The sequence below is a fragment of the Pseudomonas sp. S3_B08 genome (assembly GCF_054667725.1).
Genome location: NZ_CP162750.1, coordinates 1,787,338 through 1,812,448 on the forward strand (window position 1 = coordinate 1,787,338; position 25,111 = coordinate 1,812,448).

The 25,111-nt window shown below is 56.4% G+C and carries 26 protein-coding genes; 16 read left to right on the top strand and 10 right to left on the bottom strand.

All coding sequences use genetic code 11. The features are described 5' to 3' along the window. The first annotated feature begins 20 nt into the window (after positions 1–20). The 6 genes from AB4N73_RS08240 to AB4N73_RS08265 all read left to right on the top strand — a co-directional run bounded on the left by AB4N73_RS08240 (position 21) and on the right by AB4N73_RS08265 (position 5,111). Entirely contained in the window at positions 21–539 is a 519-nt protein-coding gene (locus tag AB4N73_RS08240; RefSeq protein WP_083368989.1) for a phage regulatory CII family protein, read from the top strand. Beyond that, complete coding sequence (locus AB4N73_RS08245; RefSeq protein WP_116254822.1) at positions 532–756, top strand: TraR/DksA family transcriptional regulator; 225 nt, start codon at positions 532–534, stop codon at positions 754–756. The genes AB4N73_RS08240 and AB4N73_RS08245 overlap by 8 nt, the downstream gene beginning before the upstream one ends. Continuing rightward, positions 746–2,965: a VapE domain-containing protein gene (locus AB4N73_RS08250; protein ID WP_460143232.1), complete on the top strand. Its 2,220-nt coding sequence runs from the start codon at positions 746–748 to the stop codon at positions 2,963–2,965. The genes AB4N73_RS08245 and AB4N73_RS08250 overlap by 11 nt, the downstream gene beginning before the upstream one ends. Continuing rightward, positions 2,958–3,317, top strand: a complete 360-nt coding sequence (locus AB4N73_RS08255) for a PA0613 family protein (protein WP_460143233.1) — start codon at positions 2,958–2,960, stop codon at positions 3,315–3,317. Before AB4N73_RS08250 ends, AB4N73_RS08255 begins: the two co-directional genes overlap by 8 nt. Positions 3,318–3,846: 529 nt before the next feature. Further along, entirely contained in the window at positions 3,847–4,179 is a 333-nt protein-coding gene (locus AB4N73_RS08260) for a phage holin family protein (RefSeq protein WP_047598490.1), read from the top strand. Positions 4,180–4,508: 329 nt separating this feature from the next. Then, on the top strand, positions 4,509–5,111 hold the full coding sequence (locus AB4N73_RS08265) for a terminase small subunit (protein ID WP_460099357.1): 603 nt from the start codon (positions 4,509–4,511) through the stop codon (positions 5,109–5,111). A 276-nt stretch (positions 5,112–5,387) separates the two neighbouring features. Here AB4N73_RS08265 and AB4N73_RS08270 read toward each other — a convergent pair whose 3' ends face one another. From AB4N73_RS08270 to AB4N73_RS08290, 5 genes are all read right to left on the bottom strand, one after another. Further along, positions 5,388–6,620 (bottom strand): MFS transporter, encoded by a 1,233-nt coding sequence (locus tag AB4N73_RS08270; RefSeq protein WP_460143234.1) that lies wholly within the window; start codon positions 6,618–6,620, stop codon positions 5,388–5,390. 374 nt (positions 6,621–6,994) lie between these two features. Next, positions 6,995–7,741: an SDR family NAD(P)-dependent oxidoreductase gene (locus tag AB4N73_RS08275; RefSeq protein WP_150734421.1), complete on the bottom strand. Its 747-nt coding sequence runs from the start codon at positions 7,739–7,741 to the stop codon at positions 6,995–6,997. Positions 7,742–7,789: 48 nt separating this feature from the next. Then, on the bottom strand, positions 7,790–8,539 hold the full coding sequence (locus AB4N73_RS08280) for an SDR family NAD(P)-dependent oxidoreductase (RefSeq protein WP_092280701.1): 750 nt from the start codon (positions 8,537–8,539) through the stop codon (positions 7,790–7,792). A gap of 147 nt (positions 8,540–8,686) precedes the next feature. Beyond that, positions 8,687–9,694 carry an alpha/beta fold hydrolase gene (locus AB4N73_RS08285; RefSeq protein ID WP_460143235.1) on the bottom strand — a complete coding sequence of 336 codons (1,008 nt, stop codon included), beginning with the start codon at positions 9,692–9,694 and terminating at the stop codon, positions 8,687–8,689. A gap of 254 nt (positions 9,695–9,948) precedes the next feature. Beyond that, the gene (locus AB4N73_RS08290) at positions 9,949–10,830 is read right to left on the bottom strand and encodes an NmrA family NAD(P)-binding protein (RefSeq protein ID WP_092280705.1); all 882 of its coding nucleotides are present in this window, start codon (positions 10,828–10,830) and stop codon (positions 9,949–9,951) included. Between the two features lie 105 nt (positions 10,831–10,935). Here AB4N73_RS08290 and AB4N73_RS08295 point away from each other — a divergent pair, with 105 nt between their 5' ends. Beyond that, positions 10,936–11,511 carry a TetR/AcrR family transcriptional regulator gene (locus AB4N73_RS08295; protein WP_150734419.1) on the top strand — a complete coding sequence of 192 codons (576 nt, stop codon included), beginning with the start codon at positions 10,936–10,938 and terminating at the stop codon, positions 11,509–11,511. Here AB4N73_RS08295 and AB4N73_RS08300 read toward each other — a convergent pair. Next, positions 11,508–12,101, bottom strand: coding sequence for a TetR/AcrR family transcriptional regulator (locus AB4N73_RS08300; RefSeq protein WP_212621872.1), 594 nt, complete (start codon positions 12,099–12,101; stop codon positions 11,508–11,510). The genes AB4N73_RS08295 and AB4N73_RS08300 overlap by 4 nt on opposite strands. Positions 12,102–12,227: 126 nt before the next feature. Here AB4N73_RS08300 and AB4N73_RS08305 point away from each other — a divergent pair, with 126 nt between their 5' ends. Beyond that, entirely contained in the window at positions 12,228–13,205 is a 978-nt protein-coding gene (locus AB4N73_RS08305) for a zinc-dependent alcohol dehydrogenase family protein (protein ID WP_150734417.1), read from the top strand. A gap of 48 nt (positions 13,206–13,253) precedes the next feature. On the opposite strand, the gene AB4N73_RS08310 is transcribed toward AB4N73_RS08305, so the two are convergent. Then, on the bottom strand, positions 13,254–13,919 hold the full coding sequence (locus AB4N73_RS08310; protein ID WP_212621873.1) for a glutathione S-transferase family protein: 666 nt from the start codon (positions 13,917–13,919) through the stop codon (positions 13,254–13,256). A gap of 150 nt (positions 13,920–14,069) precedes the next feature. On the opposite strand from AB4N73_RS08310, the gene AB4N73_RS08315 reads away from it, so the two are divergent. After that, positions 14,070–14,981, top strand: coding sequence for a LysR family transcriptional regulator (locus tag AB4N73_RS08315; RefSeq protein ID WP_460099374.1), 912 nt, complete (start codon positions 14,070–14,072; stop codon positions 14,979–14,981). Here AB4N73_RS08315 and AB4N73_RS08320 read toward each other — a convergent pair. Continuing rightward, complete coding sequence (locus AB4N73_RS08320; RefSeq protein WP_212621874.1) at positions 14,978–15,613, bottom strand: TetR/AcrR family transcriptional regulator; 636 nt, start codon at positions 15,611–15,613, stop codon at positions 14,978–14,980. The genes AB4N73_RS08315 and AB4N73_RS08320 overlap by 4 nt on opposite strands. 110 nt (positions 15,614–15,723) lie before the next feature. Here AB4N73_RS08320 and AB4N73_RS08325 point away from each other — a divergent pair, with 110 nt between their 5' ends. From AB4N73_RS08325 to AB4N73_RS08335, 3 genes are read left to right on the top strand one after another with little or no spacing between them, the layout of a single operon-like run. Then, complete coding sequence (locus AB4N73_RS08325) at positions 15,724–16,326, top strand: NADPH-dependent F420 reductase (RefSeq protein ID WP_150734414.1); 603 nt, start codon at positions 15,724–15,726, stop codon at positions 16,324–16,326. A gap of 41 nt (positions 16,327–16,367) precedes the next feature. Then, on the top strand, positions 16,368–16,697 hold the full coding sequence (locus AB4N73_RS08330; protein ID WP_092280719.1) for a YciI family protein: 330 nt from the start codon (positions 16,368–16,370) through the stop codon (positions 16,695–16,697). 47 nt (positions 16,698–16,744) lie between these two features. Continuing rightward, complete coding sequence (locus AB4N73_RS08335; protein WP_092280721.1) at positions 16,745–17,074, top strand: YciI family protein; 330 nt, start codon at positions 16,745–16,747, stop codon at positions 17,072–17,074. A 62-nt stretch (positions 17,075–17,136) separates the two neighbouring features. Here the strand turns inward: AB4N73_RS08335 and AB4N73_RS08340 are convergent, their stop codons facing one another. Continuing rightward, positions 17,137–17,712, bottom strand: coding sequence for a TetR/AcrR family transcriptional regulator (locus AB4N73_RS08340; RefSeq protein WP_150734413.1), 576 nt, complete (start codon positions 17,710–17,712; stop codon positions 17,137–17,139). 168 nt (positions 17,713–17,880) lie between these two features. Here AB4N73_RS08340 and AB4N73_RS08345 point away from each other — a divergent pair, with 168 nt between their 5' ends. The 4 genes from AB4N73_RS08345 to AB4N73_RS08360 all read left to right on the top strand — a co-directional run bounded on the left by AB4N73_RS08345 (position 17,881) and on the right by AB4N73_RS08360 (position 24,164). Continuing rightward, on the top strand, positions 17,881–18,159 hold the full coding sequence (locus AB4N73_RS08345; RefSeq protein ID WP_092280725.1) for a LysR family transcriptional regulator: 279 nt from the start codon (positions 17,881–17,883) through the stop codon (positions 18,157–18,159). A 141-nt stretch (positions 18,160–18,300) separates the two neighbouring features. Beyond that, complete coding sequence (mexE, locus tag AB4N73_RS08350) at positions 18,301–19,560, top strand: multidrug efflux RND transporter periplasmic adaptor subunit MexE (protein ID WP_150734412.1); 1,260 nt, start codon at positions 18,301–18,303, stop codon at positions 19,558–19,560. A 12-nt stretch (positions 19,561–19,572) separates the two neighbouring features. Next, entirely contained in the window at positions 19,573–22,764 is a 3,192-nt protein-coding gene (locus AB4N73_RS08355; RefSeq protein WP_150734411.1) for an efflux RND transporter permease subunit, read from the top strand. Continuing rightward, on the top strand, positions 22,764–24,164 hold the full coding sequence (locus AB4N73_RS08360; RefSeq protein ID WP_212621877.1) for an efflux transporter outer membrane subunit: 1,401 nt from the start codon (positions 22,764–22,766) through the stop codon (positions 24,162–24,164). The genes AB4N73_RS08355 and AB4N73_RS08360 overlap by 1 nt, the downstream gene beginning before the upstream one ends. A 48-nt stretch (positions 24,165–24,212) precedes the next feature. Here AB4N73_RS08360 and AB4N73_RS08365 read toward each other — a convergent pair whose 3' ends face one another. Continuing rightward, complete coding sequence (locus AB4N73_RS08365; protein WP_150734409.1) at positions 24,213–25,109, bottom strand: NAD-dependent epimerase/dehydratase family protein; 897 nt, start codon at positions 25,107–25,109, stop codon at positions 24,213–24,215. Between the last annotated feature and the right edge of the window lie 2 nt (positions 25,110–25,111).

Genomic DNA, 25,111 nt, shown 5'->3' on the forward strand with positions numbered 1-25,111 from the left:
CAACTTTTAGGATTAATGCCATGAGCCGTATCGCTCTGAGTTCTCTGGAACGGGCGCAGCGGGAAATCCTGCCGCTCGATTTAGCGCTGTACCACGCCGCTCGCGATTACCCGGGCGGCGCTGCTGCCATCGCAGCCACCACTGGCCGCAACCCGACCACGCTTCAGCACAAGCTGTCGCCAACCCACCCGAGCCACTCCATCAACATTCAGGAGTTTGGCGAGATCCTCGAACTGACCAAGGATCGCCGCATTCTCGATGCGGTGCATGCGCTGGTCGGTGACACGGTCTGGCAGGAACTGGCCGACACCTACACCAACGATATGCCGGAGACTCTGACGACGGGTATCGCCGAGTACTTCCGCCAGGTCGCAGATCTAGCCGAGACCTGGGCCAAGAGCATCGGCGACGGTGTGGTGACTGATCAGGAACTGGCGGCGATTCGCCTGCAGGTGTTCCGGGGTATTCAAGGGCTGCTGGGTTTGTTCAACCGCGCCACCTACGTCAACCAGACGACGCGAGGTGCTGACCGTGGCTGACATCGCCGATTTCGCCAATGATCTGGTGCAGGAACGCATCGATCAGGCCATGGCTGCACGCAGCGCTGCCAAGGCCGAAAGCGCTGCCCATTCCTTGCTGTTCTGTGAGGCCTGTGACGATCCGATTCCGGAAGCCCGTCGCCTGGCCTCACCGGGTTGCTCGCAGTGCATCAGCTGCCAGTCCCTTTCTGAGCGGGGGATTCAGCATGCTCGATGAGGTATTGGTCCAATTCGCCGATTACGGTCTGGAGCCAGCGCAACCGCTGGTGTTCGGCAAGCTGACCCGCTGCAAGACATCGCAGGACAAGGGCAAGGAAAAGAACGGTTGGTACGTGGTCCACGAGCAGCGCACGGAGAAGGGCGACACCCTGATCTTCGGAGCCTTCGGTGACTGGCGTTCGGGCGAGACGCAGAAGATCAAGGTCAAGGCCGGTCGCATGTCGCCGGAAGAACGCGAAGTGATGCGCGCCCGCCAGGAGGAGGCCAAACGCCGCGCCGCCGAAATCGCGAGTAACGCTGCGCGGCGGGCCGCGAAAAGGGCGCAGGGTTTGTTTGAGCGCATGCCGACCACCGGGCGCAGCGAATACCTGGACCGCAAGCAGATCGTCGGTATCAAGGTGCGTTACGCGCCGCGCACCGGTGCGGTACTGGTCCCGATGAACAATGCTCGTGATCAGATCATGGGCCTGCAGGTGATCTTCCCGAACAAGCAGGAAGACACCGGCCGCGACAAATCCTACTGGCCCTACGGCATGGCGAAGGAGGGCACCTTTCACCTGCTCGGTCCGCATCCGGTACCGGGCGAACCAGTGCTGGTCTGCGAGGGTTACGCCACCGGCGCCAGCCTGCACATGGCGACCTCGCTCGCTGTGGCCGTAGCCTTCGATGCGGGCAATCTCTTGGCTGTGTGCAAGGTCATGCGCGAGCGGTTTGCGGGTTGCCCGCTGATCATCTGCCGCGATGACGACTGGAAGACCACCAAGCCTAATGGCGATGCGTGGAACCCGGGCGAGGAGAAAGCGAGTAATGCGGCCCTGATCGTCGGCGCCCAGGTGGTCGCGCCGATCTTTTCGATTGAACGTCACGACAAGAGGACCGACTTCAACGACCTGCACGTCGCCGAAGGTTTGGACGCGGTTCGCCGCCAAGTGTTGGCCGTGGTCCGCCCACCGGCTGCCGGCGGCTGGAAAGATCAACTGGCCCGCAGCGAAAGCGGGGCACTGATCGCGCACATGCAGAACGTCGAACTGATCCTCGCCCATGATGAACGCTGGGCCGGGGTGATCAGCTACTGCGCCTTCAGCTCGAAGATCGTCAAGCTGCGAGCCGCTCCTTATGGCGGTGGTACCGGCGAATGGGCCGACATCGATGACGTGCGCGTGATGAAGTGGCTCGCGCAGCAGTACAACCTGCGCGTGAAGTCGTCGCACGTGATCGAGGCCGTCAGCGTCGTGGCCCACGACCACGCCTTTCACCCGGTGCGCGAGTACCTGAGAAAACTCGAATGGGATCGCGTGCCGCGCCTGGAGCGTTGGCTGACGGATGTCATGGGTGTGAAGGCAACGGACTACACGTCCAAGGTCGGTAAGCGCTGGATGATCTCGGCCGTGGCGCGGGTGATGAAACCCGGCTGCAAGGCTGACTCGGTGATGATCCTCGAAGGCGTACAAGGCGCCGGTAAGTCGACCGCCATGAGCGTGCTCGGCGGTGAGTGGTTCATGGACACGCCGTTTGCCCTCGGCGACAAGGACGGCTTTCAGGCGATCCGCGGCAAGTGGATCGTCGAGCTCGGCGAGCTGGACAGCTTCAACAAGGCCGAGAGCACCAAGGCCAAGCAGTTCTTCTCGGCGTCGACCGACACCTACCGCGAAAGCTATGGCCGCAGAACGTTGGACGTGCCACGCCAGTGTGTTTTCGTCGGTACCACCAACCAGGACGAGTACCTCAAGGACGCCACCGGCAACCGACGTTATTGGCCGGTGGCCTGTACCAAGGTCGACGTGGCGTTGCTGCGCGAGATCCGCGACCAGCTGTGGGCCGAAGCGATGTTTTGCTTTGAGGCCGGCGACCTCTGGTGGGTAACACGAGAGGAAGCGCCGATGTTCAGCGAGGAACAGGACGAACGCTTTGTGGTGGACGAATGGGAAACGCCAATCCTGACCTGGCTCGAAGAATCGCAGATCGGCGAGACCACCACCGGCAGTGAAGTGATGAGTCAGGCGCTCAAGCTCGATCCCGGCCACTGGGGCAAACCGGAGCAGATGCGCGTGGGTGCGATCCTGCATCGATTGGGGTGGCGACGGTTCCGTTTGGGTGCCTTGAGCAAGAGCGGCCAGCGGCCTTGGGCGTACAAGAAACCTGAGGGTTGGGGCAGGGCGCAGGCGCTGGAACAACCTGAGTTCGAGGAGCCGTGCTTCGATGATTAAGGCGATCGATATGGCGCTCAAGCAATGGGCGCAGGAGCTGCACAGCGATGAGGTGGCCGCCGGTTACTCGGGCGGCAACATGGTCGCCATGATGATGGAGAACGGTGGTCAGCTTGTGCGCGGAAGGCGCGGGAGCAGGGTGCCGCTGGAGGCCTCCCTGGACATCGAGCGCATCGTCAAGAAACGCCTTGATCCCGAGTTGATGACGGTGGTCCAAGTGCATTACTTCCAGCCTGATGCGCCTCTGACTGCGCGTCTGGCTGAGAGTGGCTGCACACGCAACCTCTACTACCAGCGCCTGCATGACGCTCACATCGTGGTTGAGCACTTCCTCCTGGGGGAAGCGGCTTGATCGTGGGCATTACTCTGGCTCACGCCGTCCCACTGGCCTGCCTCCGTCCCACTGCTTTTTGCGGTGGTGGGACGGGCGCAGGCCCCGTCGTTGTTGGGCTGTCCCACCGTCCCACCTTTTTCATGCCTCCCGCCCGTGTATGCGTAGCGGGCATCAATGCGCGTGTTCACGCGCACGCGTGTTTTTAAATATTCTCTCTATACACGAGAAAAGAGAGATAAAAGTAGGACGGTGGGGCAAAGCCCCAATCTGCGGGGCTTTCAGACGTCCCACCTTGATTTAGAGAGGTGGGACGCATGGGACGCCAGAAAAGCAAAAGACAGCCGGGATAGATATTCACCGACATTCGCCAGCCGTTCACCGGGCGTAAGCCACACATTCACCGGATGGCATTAAAACGGTCTTGCTGCCACCAGAATCGATCTGTAAAAAGGGGCCATCTTCGATGGGTGCGACCGCAAAGCGCGGCAGGCCACCCACCACCTGACCCGGCCATTGCGCCGGGTCTTTTTGTTTAAGGGGCAGGGCAATGACGAACGAGCAACAGGCACTGGCAGAGATGCCGATCTGGTTGGTGATTGCCCTGTCATTGGTTGGAGGCGTGTCCGGCGAGATGTGGCGTGCTGACAAGGATGGGGCGCGAGGCTGGGCGTTACTGCGCCGGTTAGCACTTCGGTCCGGTGCCTGCATCGTTTGCGGCGTGTCAGCGATGATGTTGTTGTTTGGTGCGGGCCTGTCGATCTGGACGGCGGGCGCTCTGGGTTGCCTGACCGCAATGGCCGGCGCGGATGTCGCCATCGGCTTGTACGAACGCTGGGTGGCCAAGCGGCTGGACCTGAATGAGGCCGAACCGAAGGCATGAGCTGGGCAGGCCGGGTGGCGCTCCGATTTTACGGGTCCTCCTCAAGGGCCGCCCCCTACACGGGTTATCGAACTCGCGGATTCTTTCTAGCTGAAACCTTTGCTGGGATGTCCGTCTTTCCAAAAGGATGGGGGCAGGGCATGGCACTCGGATGTTGAGTCGACCGACCGGACCGGGCAGAAAACCGCCGGGGACCACGGGGACTTTCGAAGGGTACGGGGTCGGAAACCCGCGGGATCTTGTTAGTGGGAGGCCCACCAGCTTACTGAAATTTCAATCCACTGAAATCTTGAAAAGATTCATTGAAAAGCAGCTGAAAAGGAGGGCTTATGAGCACAGCTACATACCTGTCAAAGAGCGCCTTCGCTGCGCACATCGGCCGATCACCGAGCTACATCACCTGGCTCAAGGAAAACGGCCGACTGGTCCTGTCTCCAAATGGCAAGCAGGTCGACGTTCTGGCCACCGAAGCATTGATCCGCGATACCGCTGATCCGAGCAAGGCTGCCGTCGCTGCTCGCCACCAACAGGAGCGGCTTCAGCGTGATGTGTACAGCCACGTCGCTGCACAATCCGAACCGACTAACATGGCTGCGCCGCCGCCCGCTGATCCTGCGCAAGCGCAGACCCCAGACTTTCAGAAAGCACGAGCGCATCGCGAGCATTACCTGGCGCGGATGGCGGAGATGGAGTTTCGCAAGGCGCAGGGGGAACTGGTGGAAATCAGCTTTGTGCAGAAAGCCGCTTTTGAAACGGCGCGTTCGCTCAATCATTCGTTGATGAGCCTGTCGCCCCAATTGGCACCGCTGTTAGCTGCCCTATCTGATCCATGGGAAGTAGAGCGGCAGCTAACCGCCGCGCTGCGCCAGCGGCTCAACGAGGCGGCTCAGGTGTCCAGCGACGACTTTGGATTAGCATTGGACGATTGCTGATGATGTGCCGATCTTATTCGTCCGGAATGATCGTTTAGCACCGCTCGCTTTCGGCAAGAAGTGGACGTTCTGGCGTCTCATTCTTCATCGAGACTTATTCACTTTTCGAAAGCTGTATTAAGATCGGCAGTTGGATCTGAAATCCGATGGCGCGGGAATCGCGTCATGCAACAAAATGACTTCGGCTCGCAGAATGCAGTTGAATCGCACTGCCCGATGGTTGGCCAGCTCAACGAAAATCGCATTCGCTGAGCGGGCACCCGTCTTTAGCAAATCTCAAGTGGTAGCGAATTCAGACACAGGTTTCTTCTGTCTAATGGTCATGATGATAGCTGCAGCAAACAAGCACAGTACACCTGCCGTGAAAAACGCTGGCAGGTAGCTAAGCAGATTTACTCGGGACCACCCAGCTCCGTAAGCGGCTACCGCAGCACCAATCTGATGGCCGGCGAATACCCATCCGAACACCAATCCAGCACGCTCTGGCCCGAACTTGTTGACGGCGAGGCGAACTGTGGGTGGCACGGTGGCAATCCAGTCGAGTCCGTAGAATATTGCGAAGACCGACAAACCGAAGATCGTAAAGTCTGAATACGGTAGCGCGATCAGCGATAGGCCGCGCAATCCGTAGTACCAAAACAGCAGGTGCCGGCTGTCGTAACGGTCTGAAAGCCAGCCTGAGAGAACAGTGCCAATCAGATCAAAAACACCCATGGCTGCTAGCAGCCCCGACGCTTGGATCTGGTTAATACCGAAGTCACCGCACAGCGGAATCAGGTGCACTTGGACCAAGCCAGCGGTACTCGCGCCACAGATAAAAAAGGTGGCGAATAGAACCCAGAAGACACGTGTTCTGGATGCATCACGCAGTGTATGCAAAGTCGCCATAAACACTGACTCGCCACTTGCGACGGGCTCGACGATTGGACCTGTGTTCGTGTTGCCGTATGGTCGCAGTCCTAGATCGCTCGGACGGTCGCGCATGAACATGAGCACTGCGAACGCCGCCAGCGCAAGCAGCGTAGAGAGCAAAACGAGCGCCCAACGCCAGCCATAATGTTCGGTAACGCTTGCGAGCAGCGGCATGAATACAAGTTGACCTGTGGCGTTACTCGCGGTCAACACACCGATCACAAGACCTCGGCGCTGGTCGAACCAACGCGATGACACGACAGCCCCTAGTACCAAGGCGGTCATGCCTGCGCCTACACCAACACCCACTCCCCATAATGCAATTAACTGCCAGACCTGCGTCATATTGAGCGACACAAGAAGGCAGGTCATTATCAAGGTGATAGCTACAACCGTGACATTGCGCGGCCCATATTTGCTCATTAATGCAGCAGCGAACGGAGCCGTCAGTCCAAACAAGACAAATCGAATCGAAAGTGCTGATGAGATGTCCGTAGTGTTCCAGCCAAATTCCATCTGCATGGGTACGATGAAAATGCCGGGCGCACCTACCGCTGCTGCACTTACCAGGGCAGCCATAAATGTTACGGCGATCATGGCCCAGGCATAGTGGGAACCTCGTCGCGCGAGGAGGTTGGAGAGCCATTCTGAAAGCATAGGTACCCCTTAAATTTTCACTTGGAGATTAGAAAAAGAACTGCCAGGTGGCTTGGTTTGATTGAAAGCAATCCCGTTAATGGCCCGAGCGGGACTTTATTGCCGAAATTCTTTCTTATAAGGGCGAGCGATCCGTCCCTGATACTCCAGTAACTAGTGCGAGAGGTGGGACAGGATCTGAAAGGTCGCTGAAAACCTAGGAGCCTGAAGGCAACTTGGTGGAAGCAGCCGCTGTTGAAACGGCGCCTCCAAGCCTTCTACTGTTCTAAATTAGGTATTTGCCAAGCGTATAACGGGGATTGGCCGATAGCACTCTAGATCTGGGTGAAGCCGCCATCTACGAACATTTCCGAGCCCGTGGTGAAGCTACTGTCGTCGGAAAGTAGGAACACGGCTGCTTTGGCGATTTCTTCAGAACGGGCCATTCGACCTAGTGGAATAGTCGATGCAATCCGGGTCTTGATCTGAGCGGTCTGCTCGGCTCCTCCCGGTGAATCGAATGCGGGAGTATCAGTGGGGCCAGGACTAATTGCGTTAACACGGATATTACGAGACTTGAGGTCATTGGCCCAAGACCGTGCAAATGATCGAACCGCCGCCTTCGAAGCTCCGTAGATGCTGCGACCGGGGTTGCCTTTTGACCCAGCGACGGATGCCATCAGCAGAACGGAAGCGCCGTCAGACAACAACGGTAAAGCGCCCTGTACGGTAAACAAAGTGCCGCGCACATTCACGTCAAAAACGCGGTTGTACTGCTCGATGTCTATCGCACCCAACGGCGCGCTGGCTTGAGCTGCCGCATTGGCAAATACCATGTCGAGCCGGCCTTTCTCTTCGGTGATGAGTTTGAACAACCGATCCACGTCATCAAGATTACTCGTGTCGCCCTGGACCCCCGTCACATTGCGACCAATCGAACGGACAGCTTCATCCAGATTAGCCTGACGACGACCCGTGATGAATACGTGCGCGCCTTCTTCGACCAGCAAGCGTGCTGTCGCCAAACCAATGCCAGAGGTGCCACCGGTGACGAGTGCAATTTTCCCTTCAAGTTTTTTCATGCTGTATTCCCCAGTAATTTCAGCCGAGTCATCCGCGTGCTGCGGCGACTAGATGTTGTAGCCGCCATCGGCATCGATGATCGTGCCAGTGATGTAGGACGCGGCAGGGCTGGCTAGAAAGAGAATGGGTGCAACGACTTCTTCCAGTCGGCCAAATCGCGGGAAACACAAGCGCTCTACCAAAGGCGCCAAAGCGTCCCGCAGATGTGCGTTGAGGTCGGTTTTCATAAACCCAGCGTGCACCACGTTGACGGTAATGTTGCGCTCGGCCAGGTCACGGGCGACCCCCCTGGAATAGCCATCGATGGCTGCACGCAATGCTGCGAGATCGGCGATACCCGACATGCCAGGTCGGTTACCTAGGTTAGAGCCGATCATCACGATTCGGCCTTGGTCGCTGAGTACTTTGGACGCCGCGCGCACAGTCGCCATGAACCCCGAAAGCGTAACGGCCCAGAAGCGATCGAATGCTTCGGCGTCGCGGGCGGGATCATCGACTCTGCCCAGCTGATCGATGGAGGCGTTGTTGATGAGGATGTCGATACGGCCGAACTTGGCCATTACTCGATCAATAAGCGATTGCGCGGCGTCGACGTCCGCCTGATCCGCTTGAAATGCTTCGCCTCGCACGCCTTGAGCGGTCACGTACTCGATCACGTTGAGTGCCTGCTCTTCGGCGAACACGTAACTGATGGCTACGTCGGCGCCTTGCTCGGCGAGGGCCTTGGCGGTCGCTGCGCCTAAGCCACGCGACCCGCCAGTTACCAAGGCGACTTTGCCGGTAAATAATTTTGTCATGCTGAATCCCGTAATGGCTGAAGACTTTCGTTGATGAGTCTTGAGCCAAAAATAACCGGGAGAAGGGCGGGTGATAATTGCCCGAGCCACGATAAAACCTATCGATAGGCGGAATAAATCAACATGACATGAACACGGCCGGTTATGTCAGGCCAGGATGTGCTTGGCTACCTCGTCAGGCAGATCGAACTGCGGCCAATGTTCTGCATCGAGTGTCGTCAGCGTCGCGTGAGGGCAATGGCTGGCGATATCTTTAGCGACGGCCGTGTTGAGGTATTTGTCCAGACCACCCCAGATCAGTTTGACCGGCTTATTGAATTTAGCCAGTTCAGGACGGCGCCGGTCATTTGCCGCAAGGTTTGCGTACGCATTCCCGGTCATGGCCAGGAAAGCGGGCATTGCACTCGGCTGCTGGGTGAAGTTGTGCGCAATGATAGGTTGCAACACCGTTTCGAAGCGCGTCCTCATTGCCGGCGTCATGTTGGCCAACAGTAGGCCCTGCTGAAAATTGAAGAGGTAAGCTGCTTGCTTAGGGTCCGTCATCATCGCGTGGGCCAAAAGTTTGGTTTTCGGATTGCAGCACAGTTCAATGAAGTCGGGAAAGGCCAGCACTGAGGCGTTGGCGTAATAACAATTGAGCAGAACAAGCGAGTCCACGCGATCCTGATTATCCAGTGCGAAGTTGACCGCTGCCGGCCCCCCTGCGTCGTGCCCGACCGGGATGACTGAATTCAATTTTAGATCATTGACTACAGCGTTGAAGTCGGCCAATTGCTGTTCAAAGTCGTAGCGGAAGTTTGTTGGTTTGTCGGACGCGCCGAAGCCAAGAAAATCGAAAGCGATGACGCGTCTGCCAGCGGCGCTCAGACGTGGGGCCAAGTCTTCATAGATACGACAGTTATCGGGAAAGCCATGCAGAAGGACATAAGCAGGTTCTTTGCCGGGATAGTCGCGAACGTAGATTCGATGGTTGTCCCTCAATACGATTTTTTCAGTGAAACCTGATGCGAGTTTTGGGTTACTGGGAGGTGCCGGCGACTCTGAAGTGGCTGCCCAAGCGGAGCCATGATTGATCGCCGCCATTGCTGCGGCCAAGAGCATGGATTGCTTGAGTACGTCGCGGCGTGACAACTCACTGCGCTTGAGGCTTTTCATTTTTCTTCCCCGTTTTGTTCCCGTGCAAATCAGCCACTTGGGAATGGGTTTCCAGTTCAATGGAAATCCAGCAGCACCTGCGATTGCTCAGCAACAGATAACGAGCAATAGCCTTCATGATTTATTGAAGGCGGTCACTATGAATGTGTCAAGGCAGAACGTCGTCATCGGGGCGCCCCGCGATCAACGTGATCAAGCGCGAAGTTTTTCAGAGAGGATGAGCCCGCGCATGACACAGGCTCAACTCACCGTCTTCATACGTCGAACAGATCTTTGTGAAGAGTGACGAACTCTTGCACGGTCATTGGCGCTTGTCCGGTGACTTCTCGAATGATCTTGTCTTCGCCTTCGAACACACCATGCTGGTAATCCAACGCTACTTCGACCAGATGTTGAACGACGAATGGAGGTAAACCTGCTTCAAGCAGTTCGTGTTTGTATTCTTCAAGGCTGATTTGCTGATAGGCGATTTTGCGCCCCAGCACTTCGCCGATAGCGTCGGCGACACCTTGCTGGTTCAACTCGGTAGGGCCATGCAGGGTGTAGGTTTGGCCTTCATGCTGGCTCGGATTTTCGAGAATGGCGGCAATCAGACGAGCTTGATCCTCAGCGGCGATTGGGGCGTGCCGGCCTTCACCAAACGGTAGGCGGATCTCACCTTTTTCCAGGATGTGCGAGCGGAAATGGGGATAGATCAGCCACTGTGCAAAATAGGTTGGGCGTAGGTGAGTCATTGCCAGTCCTGACCAATCGAAAACCCGCTCTGCCGTCCAATGATCAAGCGCCGCATTGCTCTTGGCTTCGCGTCTCGCGGAAATCTGCGACATGTTGACGACGGCTTCGACGCCGGCTTCCTTCGCTGCTTGAGCGAAACGAGCGGTCGCATCAATCAAACCCGGAGTAATCGGGTACACGAAGTAGGCGGTGCGAATACCTTCGAGTGCGCTGCGCACGGCATTCAGGTCCAGCAGATCACCGAGCACCACTTCGGCGCCCATTGCACGAAGCTCTGCCGAACGTTCATCTTCCTTGTGCACCAGGGCTCTAACCGGAACACCTTTAGAGGTAAGGATTTCGACGGTTCTACGACCGGTGTAACCAGTAGCGCCTGTTACGAGAATGGTAGCTTGCGTCATGTTGGTAGCCTCAGGTTATGGTGCGAAAGGTTAAATATTACGCTCGTCATAAATATAGATGTTAAGTAACATCTAAGTCAAACACCATTGATCAGGATTTTTGGCATGCGCAAATCACGGCAGGAAACCAGCGAGACCCGGCAACGAATCGTTGATGCTGCCAGCGTCGAGTTTCGCAAGAACGGTATTGGCGGGACGGGACTTTCTGGTTTGATGTCTGCGGCGGGCCTGACGCACGGCGGCTTCTACCGCCACTTTCAATCCAAGGATCAGGTCGTGGCAGAGGCATGCGGCGCAGCAGTTGACGGACTAATGTCAGAGCTGGAGAAGGTCGCTGACGACGGAGGCTTTGATGCAATCGTGGGGCATTACCTTTCGCCTCTACACCGGGATGCCTTGGAGCAAAGCTGCCCCTATGCGGCGCTTGGGAGCGAACTGGTCCGGAGCAACGAGCAGGTAAAGCAGGTCGCGACCCAAGGTCTGGAAAGGATCATCGAGTTATTGGTCGCTCAGTCCAAATCTGAGAAAGGCGAGTCGGAACGCGCTCGTGCACTCGTCGCGATGTGCACGATGATGGGGGCGCTCACCTTGTCGAGAATGGCATCGCGCTCGGCGCTGTCAGCTGAAATTTTGGAGACAGCGGTAACTCATCTGACTCACGCCGAGCTGTCAGATGCTTAGGAACCGGCTGAGTTGGCAACCGCCTTCAGATTCTGTCTAGTTGCCGTAATGATTTCATCAGCAAGCAGAGGGTTCGTGGTTTTGGTCGCCCGCGCGATGGCGACACTGCCGACCATACTGCACATGAAAAACAATGCTTCGCGACGAGCAGTTTCATCCGCGAAATCCCGAGCCAGCACTTCCTGGAGGATTGCGACCATGTCCTCAAAACCGTGGGTGAAAGTGTTTTGGATGGCTTCATCCTGACTTTTGATTTCGCATGTATAAGCAGCCATCGGACAGCCCTCAGCGACGGCCTCGACGTGCTCGGGGGACACATAGGCGTCAATTAGCGTTTCCAAGTCGTTCGCAGCCGTGCCCATCATGGCGCGCCATGAGTCGCGACCGTTGGCCATAGCTTTCCGGCAAGCAGCTTCGACCAACCGGCTCTTAGATTTAAAATGTCCGTAAAAACCACCCTGGGTTAGTCCCGCCTCCTCGCTGATTTGCGCGACGCCAGTGGCGGCGAAGCCCTGCGTCTGGAACAGGCTGGAAGCCGCAGCAGTGAGCGCTTCACGGTTGTAAGCATTTTGTTCTTTTGAAACCTTCACGCATCACTCCTGAACTACACTGATCCATTCATTGTGATCGCTTCCAATAGAATGGATACTTTTGCGGGCGATCACTATGATAGGTGTTCGGCATGGACATTTAAACCCTCACGCAGGTACTCCCACATGAAAGCGATACAGATCAACGCTTACGGCAACCCCCTCGAAAGTCTGGAGTTGGTCGACATCGCTGAGCCACCGCCACCCGGATCGGGCGAGGTGCTGATCGGTCTAGAGTTCGCCCCAGTTAACCACAACGATTTACTGTTGTTTGGCGGTAAGTTTCCGGTGCATCCGCCATTACCGAGTGTTGTCGGCAACGAAGGCGTTGGTATCGTGTTGGTCGTTGGAGCGGGCGTGGACAATGTAAAGGTCGGGGATCGCGTGACGCCACCGCTCTATAGCTTTACCTGGCGCGAGCGGATGGTCATTCCCGCCGCAGATCTCTTCGCTTTGCCCGTGGACGCGGATATTCAGCAGCTCGCCATGTTGCGTATCAATCCGCCCACAGCGGCACTTTTGCTGAGTGAATTCGTTGACCTAAAACCCGGCGATTGGGTGGTGCAGAATTGCGCGAACTCCGGGGTGGGTAGGGCGGTGATCGCCATCGCCAAGGGGCGCGGGTTACGGACGGTCAATTTTGTGCGGCGACAGGAGCAAGTCGCTGAGGTGGAAGCGGCTGGTGGAGACATTGTTTTGGTGGATGAAAATGATGCGACTGAGCGCGTTCAAGACATGGTCGGTGACGGTGCAGTGCGCTTGGCGCTCTGCGGCATCAGCGGAGTGGCGACTGCGCGATTGGTTAGCGCGTTATCGGCTGGGGGATCGTTGGTCAACTACGCACAAATGAGCGGCGACATGTCTGCACCGGGAGATCTCAGGCCGCTGATGAGAAAGAGCATCACGATGCACAACTTTTATCAGAACAAACCCGCATTCAGGGTGAAAGTGCCTGAAATATTGCATGAAGCGGTCGAGTTGATCAGATCCGGAAGTCTGCAAGTACCGGTTGCAAAGGTGTATCCGCTGGCAGCCTTTAAGGACGCCATCGTCCACACTCAAAAAGGCGGCAAGGTGTTGTTAGAGATCAACGGGGCTCACTGACGGTTTGGTTGAGGAGGCGCCGATGTTCGGCGCCCCCGCACAGTCAGATCAGAACGTGATACCGAACGCGGAAAACGCTCGGTCCATGCGGTCGTCCAGCAGCTCTTTGGTTTCTTTCCAGGCCGGAACTTCATCCAGCAGGCGTTGCTGCCAAGCCATGATGTTCGGGAATTCATCGTACGGCGTTTTGGTTCTGGCCATCTGCGAGAACGGTGCTGCGATATCGAAGTCCGCCAGCGTCACCTGGTCACCGACGATGTATTTTTTGCCTTCGAGGTGTTTGTCGAGCATGGCGGCGTTGCTGCGGATGTTGGTGAAGATGAACTCGACCATAGTCGGGTCTTCCGCCACGCCCATCACGCGTTTGCCGATGCGTTCGTTGAAAAGGTAGGACGAAAATACGCGCCAGTGTTCAGCGGACCAGAACATCCACTGCAAGGTTTCATACCGGGCGGTGCCCTTGGGCAACAGCGGCGAGTCGAACTTCTCCGCCAAGTAGAGGTTGATGGCCGAAGCTTCGGAGATGACGATATCGCCATCGACCAAGACCGGTACGCGACCGACCGGGCTGATCGCCAGAAATTCCGGCGCTTGGCTTTCGCCTTTCAACAAGTCGACCGGGATATGTTCGAACTGAATGCCCATGTGTTTTGCAGCGGTCCATACGCGGCGAAAACTGCCGGAACCACTGTCGCCGTAGATGCTGATGGTCATGACTGACTCCATAAAACTGAATGTTAAGGGCGTTGCGCAGAGCCAGACTAATAGAGCGGTTCAAAAGTGATAATTGGTTGGCCGGCGATAAAATTTATCGCCGGCCGGAATATATATGCAGGCCGGGTATGACAGCGGTAGAGGGGCGGTGTGGACAGATTTTCGGCGTTAGAAATCTTCGTGAGGGTTGTCGAGATCGGCAGCTTTTCGCGCACGGCGATTGAGCTGTCGATCAGTCAATCTACGGTCAGCAAGCAAATTACCGATTTGGAAAAACAGTTACAGGCGAAGCTATTTTCACGTACCACCCGCCGGTTGTTTTTGACCGATGCCGGTGAGCGGTTTTATGAGCAGGCGAAGCTTATTCTTGAGCAATACGCCATGGCTTTAGGAGATGTATTCAATACCCGTCAGACGCCTTCAGGCACCTTACGTATCGCTACACCAATTCTGCTCGGGCGAAAGCAATTGACTCCGTTACTGCCGCGCTTTTTCCAGCGCTACCCCGACATTGTGTTGGAGCATTTCCTGAGTGATTCGGCGACAGATCTGATTCGCGATGGCGTAGACGTGTCTATCCGCGTTGGCGAAATGAAAGATAGCTCTCACCAAGCGCGAAAACTTGGTGCTCTGCAACCGGTCACCGTAGCCTCGCCGGCGTTCCTGGAGGACCATCCAGCGATTCTTCATCCTCGTGATTTGGCTCGTGTACCGTGCCTGATTTACCTGCGCAACCCGACGCCTTTCGAGTGGACGTTCAGCGATGTCAACGGTGAGATAGTGTCGGTTGAAGTTCAGGGATCCTATCGGGTGAACGTGTTTGAAGCGCTTTGCGAAGCCGCGATCGCAGGGCTTGGAGTTTTGAGAGCGCCATTGTCGGCCTGCGGCGAGGATCTGGAGGCCGGTAGATTGGTTAGGCTCCTGGCAGATTACGACGCCGCTTTCGTTCCCATCTATGCGGTGATGCCTGCCTCATCCTGGATCCCACAGAAGACCCGCGTGATGGTGGATTTCCTAGTGGAAGAGTTCCAGAACAATCCGTGGCTTAGAGGGCCAGACTAAAGCTCTGGGCCAGCTGGAAACGCTTGCATGGCGATCTGCACGATCTCCAGAAGTTGGTCAGAAGTTGCACCATCTCTGGCTTGCACAGCCAATCCTCGGGCCAGCACATTGAAGTAGGCGGCTAATGCTTTGACATTGGTGTCGGCGGACACGTCACCTTCATCGATGCCGCGCTGAATCCTCGCCTCCATTGCATGGCGTGCCATCGATCTGTGCTCGGTCATCATTTCGCGAACCGAATGCAACGCTGGAGGAACGTGAACGCATGCTACGGAAATCATGCAGCCGGAGGGTAGATCGTCTCGGGTGAACTCGGTAGCGGTCGCCTCCATCAATCGTCTGAAGGCGGTTCGCGTGTCAGTCGCATCATTCAAGATGCCGAGAAACCACTCACCTGACGCTGCCAGATAGGCATTAGTCGCCTCTGCGTAGAGCTGCTCTTTACCCCCAAACGAGTTGTAAAAGCTCGACGCACTGATTCCCATAACCGCAATCAGGCTTTCGAAGGATGTGCCTTCGTAGCCCGACTCCCAAAACAATTTCATTGCTTGGTGTACGGCAATCGCCCGGTCGAAATTCGATGGCCGCCCGCGACCACGTTTTTTGGGTTCAGATAATTTTGGTTCAATCACTCCAATATTCCTTGACGAGGGGATTTCCATCGCCATAGTATTGCATATCGGAGTGATCACTCCAAAAAACATTTCCCTGGATTTAACGCATCGCTAATGAGGTCGCTTTTATGAAAATTGGGATGTTGGGCTCGGGCACTGTGGCGCTGTCCATTGCTAAGCACGCGATTGATCAGGGCCATGAGGTCTTGCTGAGTAATCGCAGCGGAGCGACTAAATTGGGCGATGCACTGTCGCAGTTGGGGCCTAAGGCTTCCGTCGTCACGCTCGCCGAAGCCGCCGCAGCACCAGTGGTGCTGCTAGCTACGCCTTGGACAACTATCAAGACAGTTCTCAACGGACTGCCAGCTTGGAACAGCCGAATCCTAATTGATGCTACTAACCCGTTTTTGGAGACAACGCCCGAGTGGGTGTTTGACGACCTTGGAGGGCGTGGCGCGAGTGAAATTGTTGCCGAACTGGCACCGGGAGCGAGGGTGGTTAAGGCGTTCAACAATCTTGAAATGGCTAACTTCAATGCTGGCCCCGTCCACAACCAAGGTCGAAGGGTGCTGTTCGTGTCAGGCGATGACAGCGAAGCCAAAGAATTCGTGACCGAGTTTATTCACAAGATTGGCTTTCGCACCGTCGATCTCGGGGAACTCAAAGAGGGTGGAAAAATGCAACAGGCCGGCGGCCCTCTGGCCGGGCACGACTTCTTACTCCCTCAATAATCATTCTTTCTAAACAAACTATCCTTCTGGAGTGCAAAACGATGATTGACGAAAACGGGCCACACTATTTTGTAGCCTTTCACACCCCAGGGCCGAAATGGGTACCGGGCGTGAAATACAACGAACAACCTGAATTTATGACTCATGTGAATTACATGATCGAACTGCATCAGAAGGGGCTGATTGTGCTCAGCGGCCCTTTCATGGAAAAGGCGGGCGGGCTCAATGGAGTGTTGGCAAACGGCGGCATGTCGATTTTCAAGGCCGCTGATTTTGAAGACGCAAAAAAAATCGCCGGCGACGATCCAACGGTCAAGTCCGGCTTCCTAAACCTCGAAGTCAAAATGATGTGGGTCCCATTCCATACCTGACAGCACATCGCTTTTGAATCCCCCATTTTCCTTTTGGAGTAACAATCATGATTGACGAAAACGGCCCGCACTACTTTGTCGCCTTCCAATCGCCGGGCCCGAACTGGGTTCAAGGCGTTAAGTACAACGAACAGCCTGGGTTCATGGATCACGTGGGCTACATGATCGAAATGCAGGAGAAAGGCCTCACCGTGCTCAGCGGGCCGTTCATGGAGAAAGCCGGTGGCCTCAACGGTGTGCTGGCAGACGGTGGCATGACGATCTTCAAGGCCGCTGACCTCGAAGAAGCCATCAAGATCGGCACTGACGATCCAACGGTTAAGTCAGGCCTACTGAATGTCGAAGTGAAGATGATGTGGGTGCCGTTCCATACCTGATAAGCCCAGGAAGACTCATATGATGTTCTTCGGGGTTTAGTTTTCATCCTTTGAGCGGCGCTTTACAGCCCGCTCTTTTTTTCAGGCGCGGCAGGCCAGCCACTGATGACCGACTGCAAGAACTGCTCAGATAATTGAGGGCTGTCCAGCGCTCTGGCAATCAGCATTGCACCAGCGATTGAGGAAAGTATGCGAAGAGATTCCCGGTACTTCTCGTCATGAGTTTCGCCTTTGACCAGCGCCATCAGCGTTTCAATCAAGTCCTCAATACCTTTGGTAAACGCACTGCTGACTGCACCGCCAGTGCGAGCGACGTCTGCACCTAAAGCGGGGATGGGGCAGCCCTCCATCCAGTTATCCAGATGCGCTTGCGTCAAGTAACCCTGTATGAGTTCTGAGATGGATTTTGCGCTCTGCCACTCCTGGATGTTTGACTCGAAGGTTCTGCTGACGGCTTCCGATGCTAGCTGTTCCTTTCCGCCAGGAAACTGTCCGTAAAATCCGCCATGGGTCAGACCCACTGATCGTGAGAGTTCACCAATGCCAATTCCATCTATACCTTTTTCGCGGTATAGGCGGGATGCAGCGGTGAGGATCGCCTCCTTATTCGCCGCCGCTTGTTCTTTCGTGACTTTCATGAGGTGTTCCTCTAGGACAGGCGAACCTGCTTGGACCGGTTTGCTACGATGCTAGCATTGATTACGGTGATCATATAACGTCGTAGACGAACGTCTATCGGGCCTCCGCGATGCTAGGCGTGTCCCGAGTCTGCGACTCTAGTCAAAATCTATACGGGGATCTGTCCCATGAAACGTAATGAGCTGCGCAGTATCGATTTGAACCTGCTCGTTGTCTTCGAAACGCTCATCCAGGAACGTAACTTAACTCGTGCAGGTAAGAGGCTATCGCTCGGCCAGCCAGCGGTGAGCGCTGCGTTGATCCGACTTCGTAGGCTGTTCAACGACCCATTGTTTGAGCGCAATGGTCGCACAATGGTGCCAACGCCTAGAGCTTTAAGTGCAGCGCAAATGCTGGGCCCGGCGCTTGATTCTGTTTGTGTTGCTCTTGCGGATACCAAGGGTTGAACAGGGCCAATTCTTCTTTCGGCTTTAAACATGATGCCTATCATTAATAGTGATACCTAAGTTCACTCCGTTCAATTCGTCGAGGCCTCGCGTGAGGCCGAGAATCCACAAATCCCTAAACCCGTCTGGCGGACACATCCCATGGAACAGTCACTAAAACCTTTGCGTTATCCTCTTGCTGCGTTGGCCCTGACAGTTCTGGCAGCGTGTGACCGCACACCTGATGCAGCGTTGGCTTCAGCAGCGCCACACGTCACCGTTGCCAAGGTGCTCGAACAGCCCATCACCGAGTGGGATGAAGTCACCGCTCGACTGGAGGCGCCAGAAACCGTCGAGGTTCGTCCTCGGGTTTCGGGTCAGATCGACCGTGTGGCCTTCACCGATGGTGCGCTGGTAAAAAGAGGTGATTTGCTGTTTCAGATTGATGCACGTCCGTTCGAACATGAAGTCCATCGCATCGAAGCGCAGCTGCAACAAGCCCGAGCAACTTTGGTTCGCACAGGCAATGAAGCTCAGCGCGGCCAGCGCTTGTTAAGCAGCAACGCGATTTCCGCAGAGTTAGCCGACACTCGCACTACCACTGCACAAGAAGCGCGGGCCGGTGTCGATGCCATTCAGGCGCAGCTGGATCTCGCACGCTTGAACCTCAGTTTCACCCGCGTTACCGCACCGATCACCGGTCGAGTCAGTCGGGCGGAAATCACCGCCGGCAACATCGTCACCGCTGACACCACGCCGCTTACCAGCGTTGTCTCCACCGATAAGGTCTACGCCTATTTCGATGCTGACGAGCGCATGTTCCTTAAATACAGTCTGCTTTCCCGCCAAGGACAGCGCGGTCAAGCCACTCCGGTGTACATGGGCCTGTCAAACGAGGAGGGCAACAGCCACGTTGGGCAGATGAACTTTGTCGACAACCAGGTCAACTCGAAAACCGGCACTATTCGCGGCCGCGCGGTATTCGATAACGCTGACGGTCAGTACACCCCCGGACTGTATGCCCGCTTGAAGTTAGTCGGCAGCGCTGCCTACCCCGGCTTGCTGATCAAAGACGAAGCGGTGGGGACTGACCTCGGCAAGAAGTTTGTGCTGGTCGTCGATAAAGACAACAAAGCTGTCTATCGCAGCGTCGATCTGGGACCAAAGCTTGAGGGGCTGCGCATCGTTCGCAGTGGTTTGCAGAAAGAAGATCGCATTGTCATCAACGGCCTTCAACGCGTTCGTCCTGGCGCGGTGATTGATCCGCAGGATGCGCCAATGGCTAGCCCGGAAACGGTTGCCACACTGGCGAGCCAGCGTCAGGCAATTGAAGCCAGTAATCGTCCCGTCATCCAGTCGCCCGTCTCTGTCAAATCACCCGAACTGGTGAAGACGGAAACTGCGATTTCGCCTCGCGGTTAATGGAGATCTGACATGAAATTTTCCCAGTTCTTCATTACGCGGCCAATTTTCGCCGCCGTACTGTCTCTGCTGATTTTAATTGCTGGCACTATCTCGCTGTTCCAATTGCCCATCAGCGAATACCCCGAGGTGGTTCCTCCGACCGTGGTGGTCCACGCCAACTATCCGGGTGCCAACCCAAAAGTTATTGGGGAAACGGTGGCTGCTCCACTGGAGCAAGCCATTACTGGCGTAGAGAACATGCTGTACATGTCCTCGCAATCAACCGCTGACGGTCGCCTGACTCTGACAGTGACCTTCGCCCTCGGCACCGATCTCGACAACGCCCAAGTTCAGGTGCAAAACCGCGTGACCCGCACCGAGCCAAAGCTGCCGGAAGAAGTGACGCGCATCGGTATTACCGTCGACAAAGCCTCGCCTGAACTGACGTTGCTGGTGCATTTGGTGTCGCCGGACAAGCGCTACGACATGCTCTACCTGTCGAACTACGCAATCCTCAATGTAAAGGATGAATTGGCCCGCCTGAACGGTATCGGCGACGTGCAGTTGTTCGGTATGGGCGACTACTCGCTGCGCATTTGGCTCGACCCAAACAAGACCGCTTCGCGCAATCTGACCGCAACTGATGTAGTCAGCGCGGTACGTGAGCAAAACCGTCAGGTCGCTGCTGGGCAACTCGGTGCGCCACCGGCGCCGAATGCCACCAGTTTCCAAATGTCGATCAACTCCCAGGGACGGCTGGTCACTGAAGAAGAGTTTGAAAACGTGATCATTCGCAGCGGTGCCAACGGCGAAATAACGCGCCTGAAGGACATCGCCCGAGTTGAACTCGGCTCAAACCAGTACGCTTTGCGCGCCTTGCTGAACAACCAGGAAGCGGTAGCGATGCCGATTTTCCAGCGCCCCGGTTCCAACGCCATCGACATCTCTAACCAGGTGCGGGCGAAAATGGCCGAGCTGAAGAAAAACTTTCCGGAAGGCATGGATTTCGAGATCGTTTACGACCCGACTATCTTCGTTCGTAGCTCCATTGAGGCGGTGGTCCACACCCTGTTCGAAGCCCTTATTCTCGTGGTGCTGGTGGTAATCCTGTTCCTGCAAACCTGGCGCGCCTCGATCATTCCCCTGGTCGCGGTACCTGTTTCGCTGATCGGTACCTTTGCCGTGATGCACCTGCTCGGATTCTCGCTTAACGCCTTGTCGCTGTTCGGACTGGTATTGGCCATCGGTATCGTGGTCGACGATGCGATCGTGGTGGTGGAGAACGTCGAGCGAAATATCGAGGGCGGGCTGGAGCCGATCGAAGCGACCAAGAAAGCCATGGGCGAAGTGACGGGGCCAATCATCGCCACGGCATTGGTGCTCTGTGCGGTATTCGTACCGGCGGCGTTCATCTCTGGCCTTACCGGGCAGTTCTATAAGCAATTCGCGTTAACCATTGCCATCTCGACGGTCATTTCGGCATTCAACTCGCTGACCCTTTCGCCGGCACTGGCGGCGGTATTGCTCAAGGCCCACGGCGCGCCGAAGGATCGCTTCTCGAAAGTGCTCGATCGTTTGCTAGGTGGCTGGTTGTTCAAACCTTTCAACCGCTTCTTCGAAAAGGCCAGCCACGGTTATGTGGTGGCAGTAGCCAAGATCATTCGGGGCAGTAGCGTTGCGTTGCTGATTTACGCTGGCCTGATCGCGATGACCTACATGGGCTTCAGCACCACCCCAACCGGGTTCGTGCCGACGCAAGACAAGAAGTACCTGGTGACCTTCGCCCAATTGCCAGACGCCGCCAGCCTGGATCGCACTGAGAATGTAATCCGTCGCATGAGCACCATCGCCATGAACGAACCGGGCTTCGACAGCGCCGTGGCGTTTCCGGGCCTGTCGATCAACGGCTTCACTAACAGCCCGAACGCCGGTATCGCGTTCATCGGGTTGAGCAACTTCGAAGAACGCACCGACCCGAGCCTTTCGGCGATGGGGATTTCCGCATCGCTGAACGCCAAGTTCGGCGGCATCCAGGACGCCTACATCGCGGTGTTCCCGCCACCACCGGTACAAGGCCTGGGTACCATCGGTGGTTTCCGTTTGCAGATCGAGGACCGGGGCAACTTGGGCTACGACGAGCTGTACAAGGAAACCATGAACATCATCACCAAAAGCCGTTCGGTACCGGAATTGGCCAACCTGTTCACCAGCTACACGGTCAACGTGCCGCAGGTCGAAGCAAACATCGATCGCGAGAAAGCCAAGACTCACGGCGTGGCGATTAGCGATATTTTCGACACCTTGCAGGTCTATCTCGGCTCGCTGTACGCCAACGACTTCAATCGATTTGGCCGCACATATCAGGTCAACGTCCAGGCTGAACAGCAGTTCCGCCAGGAGCCTGAACAGATCGGCCAGTTGAAGGTGCGCAACGACCGTGGCGAGATGATCCCGCTGGCGACCTTCGTCAAGGTCACGCCGACCTCCGGCCCGGATCGGGTGATGCACTACAACGGCTTTATCACAGCGGAAATCAACGGCGGCGCGGCACCGGGCTACAGCTCCGGCCAGGCTCAGGCAGCGATAGAAAAACTGCTCAAGGAGGAACTGCCCAACGGCATGACCTACGAATGGACCGACCTGACCTTCCAGCAGATTTTGTCCGGCGACACCGCGTTGCTGGTGTTCCCGCTCTGCGTACTGTTGGCGTTCCTGGTATTGGCGGCACTGTACGAAAGCTGGAGCCTGCCGTTAGCGGTGATCCTGATTGTACCGATGACCCTGTTGTCGGCGATTGCGGGGGTAATCATCTCCAAGGGCGACAACAATATCTTCACCCAGATTGGCCTGATCGTACTGGTGGGCCTGGCGTGCAAAAACGCGATCCTGATCGTCGAGTTCGCCAAGGACAAACAGGATCAAGGGCTGTCGCCACTGGACGCGGTGCTTGAAGCCTGCCGTATGCGTCTGCGCCCGATTCTGATGACTTCGTTTGCGTTCATCATGGGTGTGATTCCGCTCGTGACATCGACCGGTGCCGGATCGGAAATGCGCCGTGCCATGGGCGTTGCGGTGTTCTCCGGGATGCTCGGCGTGACCTTCTTCGGCTTGCTACTGACACCCGTGTTCTTCGTGTTGATTCGCCGCTACATCGAACGCAAAAACGCCCGCAAGGTTGGCAAGGCTGAGCAAACCCACGCTTCGAATCCGGAGGCACACTGATGAACACTCTTAAGCTTTTTTTACCCAGCCTTCTGGTTCTAGCCCTCGCAGCCTGCACGGTAGGTCCGGACTACAAGGCACCCGATACCGCTCCCGCGACGATCGCGGCAGCGCACACCAGCCAGTACGATCAGTCGCGATTTGAAACGGTATGGTGGCAACAGTTCGATGACCCCACGCTCAATCAGTTAGTGAGCAAATCCCTGCAAGGCAACCGCGATCTTCGTGTTGCGTTCGCTCGCTGGAAAGCGGCACGGGCGATACGCGATGACGTCAGCAATGACAATTTGCCGGTGGTCACAAGCCGTATTAGTAGCGAGCAAGGGCGGGCTCAAGTGCCGGGCCAAACGGAACGCCGAGTCAATCAGGAACGTTACGATCTTGGTTTGGACATGGCTTGGGAAGTCGATCTGTTTGGGCGTATCCAGCGTCAACTGGAGTCCAGTAATGCGCAGGAGGGCGCAGCAGCGGCCGATCTATACCAACTGCGCGTGACGATGATTGCCGAATTGGTGGACGCCTACGGACAACTGCGCGGCGCCCAACTGCGAGAAAAAATCGCCTTGGCGAACCTGAAGAACCAACAGGACTCGCGCACCGTAACAGTTAGTCTGCGCGATGCCGGAGTCGGTAATGAACTCGATGTAGTGCGCGCCGATGCGCGTCTGGCTGCTGTCGAGGCAACTGTTCCGCAGCTACAAGCGGAGCAGGTGCGGCAGCAAAACCGAATCGCCACGCTGTTGGGTGAGCGCCCGGATAAACTGAGCGTATCGTTGGCCCCTGCGGACTTGCCGGCCATCGCGAAAGCGCTGCCAGTAGGTGATCCAGCCGAGTTGCTGCGCCGACGTCCGGACGTGCTCGCTGCCGAACGCAGACTGGCATCCGCCACTGCGGATATCGGCGTGGCCACCGCAGACCTGTTCCCGAGGGTGAGCTTGAGCGGCTTTCTGGGTTTCACCGCCGGCCGAGGTTCGCAGATTGGCTCCAGTGCTGCCAGAGCCTGGGGGCTCGGACCTAGCATTACCTGGGCGGCATTTGACTTGGGCAGCGTTCGCGCACGCATTCGTGGCGCCGACGCCGACGCTGAAGGCGCCTTGGCCACCTACGAGCAACAAGTGTTGCTGGCTCTGGAAGAGTCGGAGAACGCATTCAGTGATTACGGAAAACGCCAACAACGGCTGCTATCGCTGATCCGGCAGAGTGAGTCGAGCCGTGCAGCAGCTGATCTGGCAGCCATCCAATACAAAGAAGGGACCGTGGATTATCTGGTGTTATTGGACGCACAGCGTGAGCGCCTCAACGCCGAGGATGCTCAGGCGCTCGGCGAAACCGATCAATACCGTGCGATCGTTGCGATCTACAAAGCACTGGGAGGAGGCTGGGATAGCGATAAAGGTTGATCAGGCCCCTAAGTCTCAGCGATTTGCATCGCTGAGACGGTTTGTTAATCAGAGCCCTTGTTCAACTGCTTGCTCAAGCGACGGACCACTAGGTTGCCAATCCAAAAGCTTGCGCGCGTTGATGGCGCGTACACGTGCGTTTGTCGCCAGCGCAATCCGAGCGAAACCACCTAGTTCAGACATCGCATCATTTATGTCCCAACTTAGGGTTTTGCCTTCGAAGCCAAGGGACTTGCTCACTGCGCGCGCGATTGATTCGAAGGTGCTTTCACCATTCTCTGCAAAGAAAAATGCTCCGGATGGCGCGCGTTCCAAGGCTGAAAGGTAAAGATCCACAAGGTCGTTGATGTTGACGTTGGACCAGATCGTTTTGCCGCTGCCGATGTAAACCCCGGCACCCAGTTCTTTGGATTTCGCGACGATTTTGGGTAATTGGTCACTCACGACTTTCATGCCTAGGCCGTTGCCGTAAACCGTCGACGGGCTGATTACAAATGCGCGCAAACCTTGGTTGACGCCCGCAGTCCTGACCATGCGATCGATTTCAATTCGGGGCACGCGGTGCAGCATGGGTGTGAAAGGCTGATCATCTCCGTAAATGGCCTGACTAGGTTCACCTCCCATCGCGTCGTCACAGACGATGCTGGCTCCGCTGGTATGGATGAGCGTTTTCCCAGTACCGGCCAACGCAGTGATCAATGCTCGAATGGAGAAGTAATGATCTGAGTTCGCGGCATTGATAGTGGCGTCGGCGGAGCGCGCGATCTCTTGAAGCAAATCGGCGTCATCAAGCGTTCCGATCTGCGCAGCAATGTTCCGTGCTTCCAGCCATTCAGCTTGTGCAGCCGTCCTTACCAAGCCGATAACCTCATGTCCGTTTTCGACCAAGCGGTGGCTGATGGAACCGCCTAAGTAACCCGATGCTCCAGTGACAAATACTTTCATCT

Bases quoted from the DNA above. Each gene is read 5' to 3' on its own strand.
- AB4N73_RS08240 (WP_083368989.1), top strand. From the start codon at position 21: ATGAGCCGTATCGCTCTGAGTTCTCTGGAACGGGCGCAGCGGGAAATC.
- AB4N73_RS08250 (WP_460143232.1), top strand. From the start codon at position 746: ATGCTCGATGAGGTATTGGTCCAATTCGCCGATTACGGTCTGGAGCCA.
- AB4N73_RS08255 (WP_460143233.1), top strand. From the start codon at position 2,958: ATGATTAAGGCGATCGATATGGCGCTCAAGCAATGGGCGCAGGAGCTG.
- AB4N73_RS08260 (WP_047598490.1), top strand. From the start codon at position 3,847: ATGACGAACGAGCAACAGGCACTGGCAGAGATGCCGATCTGGTTGGTG.
- AB4N73_RS08265 (WP_460099357.1), top strand. From the start codon at position 4,509: ATGAGCACAGCTACATACCTGTCAAAGAGCGCCTTCGCTGCGCACATC.
- AB4N73_RS08270 (WP_460143234.1), bottom strand. From the start codon at position 6,620: ATGATCGCCGTAACATTTATGGCTGCCCTGGTAAGTGCAGCAGCGGTA.
- AB4N73_RS08275 (WP_150734421.1), bottom strand. From the start codon at position 7,741: ATGAAAAAACTTGAAGGGAAAATTGCACTCGTCACCGGTGGCACCTCT.
- AB4N73_RS08280 (WP_092280701.1), bottom strand. From the start codon at position 8,539: ATGACAAAATTATTTACCGGCAAAGTCGCCTTGGTAACTGGCGGGTCG.
- AB4N73_RS08285 (WP_460143235.1), bottom strand. From the start codon at position 9,694: ATGAAAAGCCTCAAGCGCAGTGAGTTGTCACGCCGCGACGTACTCAAG.
- AB4N73_RS08290 (WP_092280705.1), bottom strand. From the start codon at position 10,830: ATGACGCAAGCTACCATTCTCGTAACAGGCGCTACTGGTTACACCGGT.
- AB4N73_RS08295 (WP_150734419.1), top strand. From the start codon at position 10,936: ATGCGCAAATCACGGCAGGAAACCAGCGAGACCCGGCAACGAATCGTT.
- AB4N73_RS08305 (WP_150734417.1), top strand. From the start codon at position 12,228: ATGAAAGCGATACAGATCAACGCTTACGGCAACCCCCTCGAAAGTCTG.
- AB4N73_RS08310 (WP_212621873.1), bottom strand. From the start codon at position 13,919: ATGACCATCAGCATCTACGGCGACAGTGGTTCCGGCAGTTTTCGCCGC.
- AB4N73_RS08325 (WP_150734414.1), top strand. From the start codon at position 15,724: ATGAAAATTGGGATGTTGGGCTCGGGCACTGTGGCGCTGTCCATTGCT.
- AB4N73_RS08330 (WP_092280719.1), top strand. From the start codon at position 16,368: ATGATTGACGAAAACGGGCCACACTATTTTGTAGCCTTTCACACCCCA.
- AB4N73_RS08335 (WP_092280721.1), top strand. From the start codon at position 16,745: ATGATTGACGAAAACGGCCCGCACTACTTTGTCGCCTTCCAATCGCCG.
- AB4N73_RS08340 (WP_150734413.1), bottom strand. From the start codon at position 17,712: ATGAAAGTCACGAAAGAACAAGCGGCGGCGAATAAGGAGGCGATCCTC.
- AB4N73_RS08345 (WP_092280725.1), top strand. From the start codon at position 17,881: ATGAAACGTAATGAGCTGCGCAGTATCGATTTGAACCTGCTCGTTGTC.
- mexE (WP_150734412.1), top strand. From the start codon at position 18,301: ATGGAACAGTCACTAAAACCTTTGCGTTATCCTCTTGCTGCGTTGGCC.
- AB4N73_RS08355 (WP_150734411.1), top strand. From the start codon at position 19,573: ATGAAATTTTCCCAGTTCTTCATTACGCGGCCAATTTTCGCCGCCGTA.
- AB4N73_RS08360 (WP_212621877.1), top strand. From the start codon at position 22,764: ATGAACACTCTTAAGCTTTTTTTACCCAGCCTTCTGGTTCTAGCCCTC.
- AB4N73_RS08365 (WP_150734409.1), bottom strand. From the start codon at position 25,109: ATGAAAGTATTTGTCACTGGAGCATCGGGTTACTTAGGCGGTTCCATC.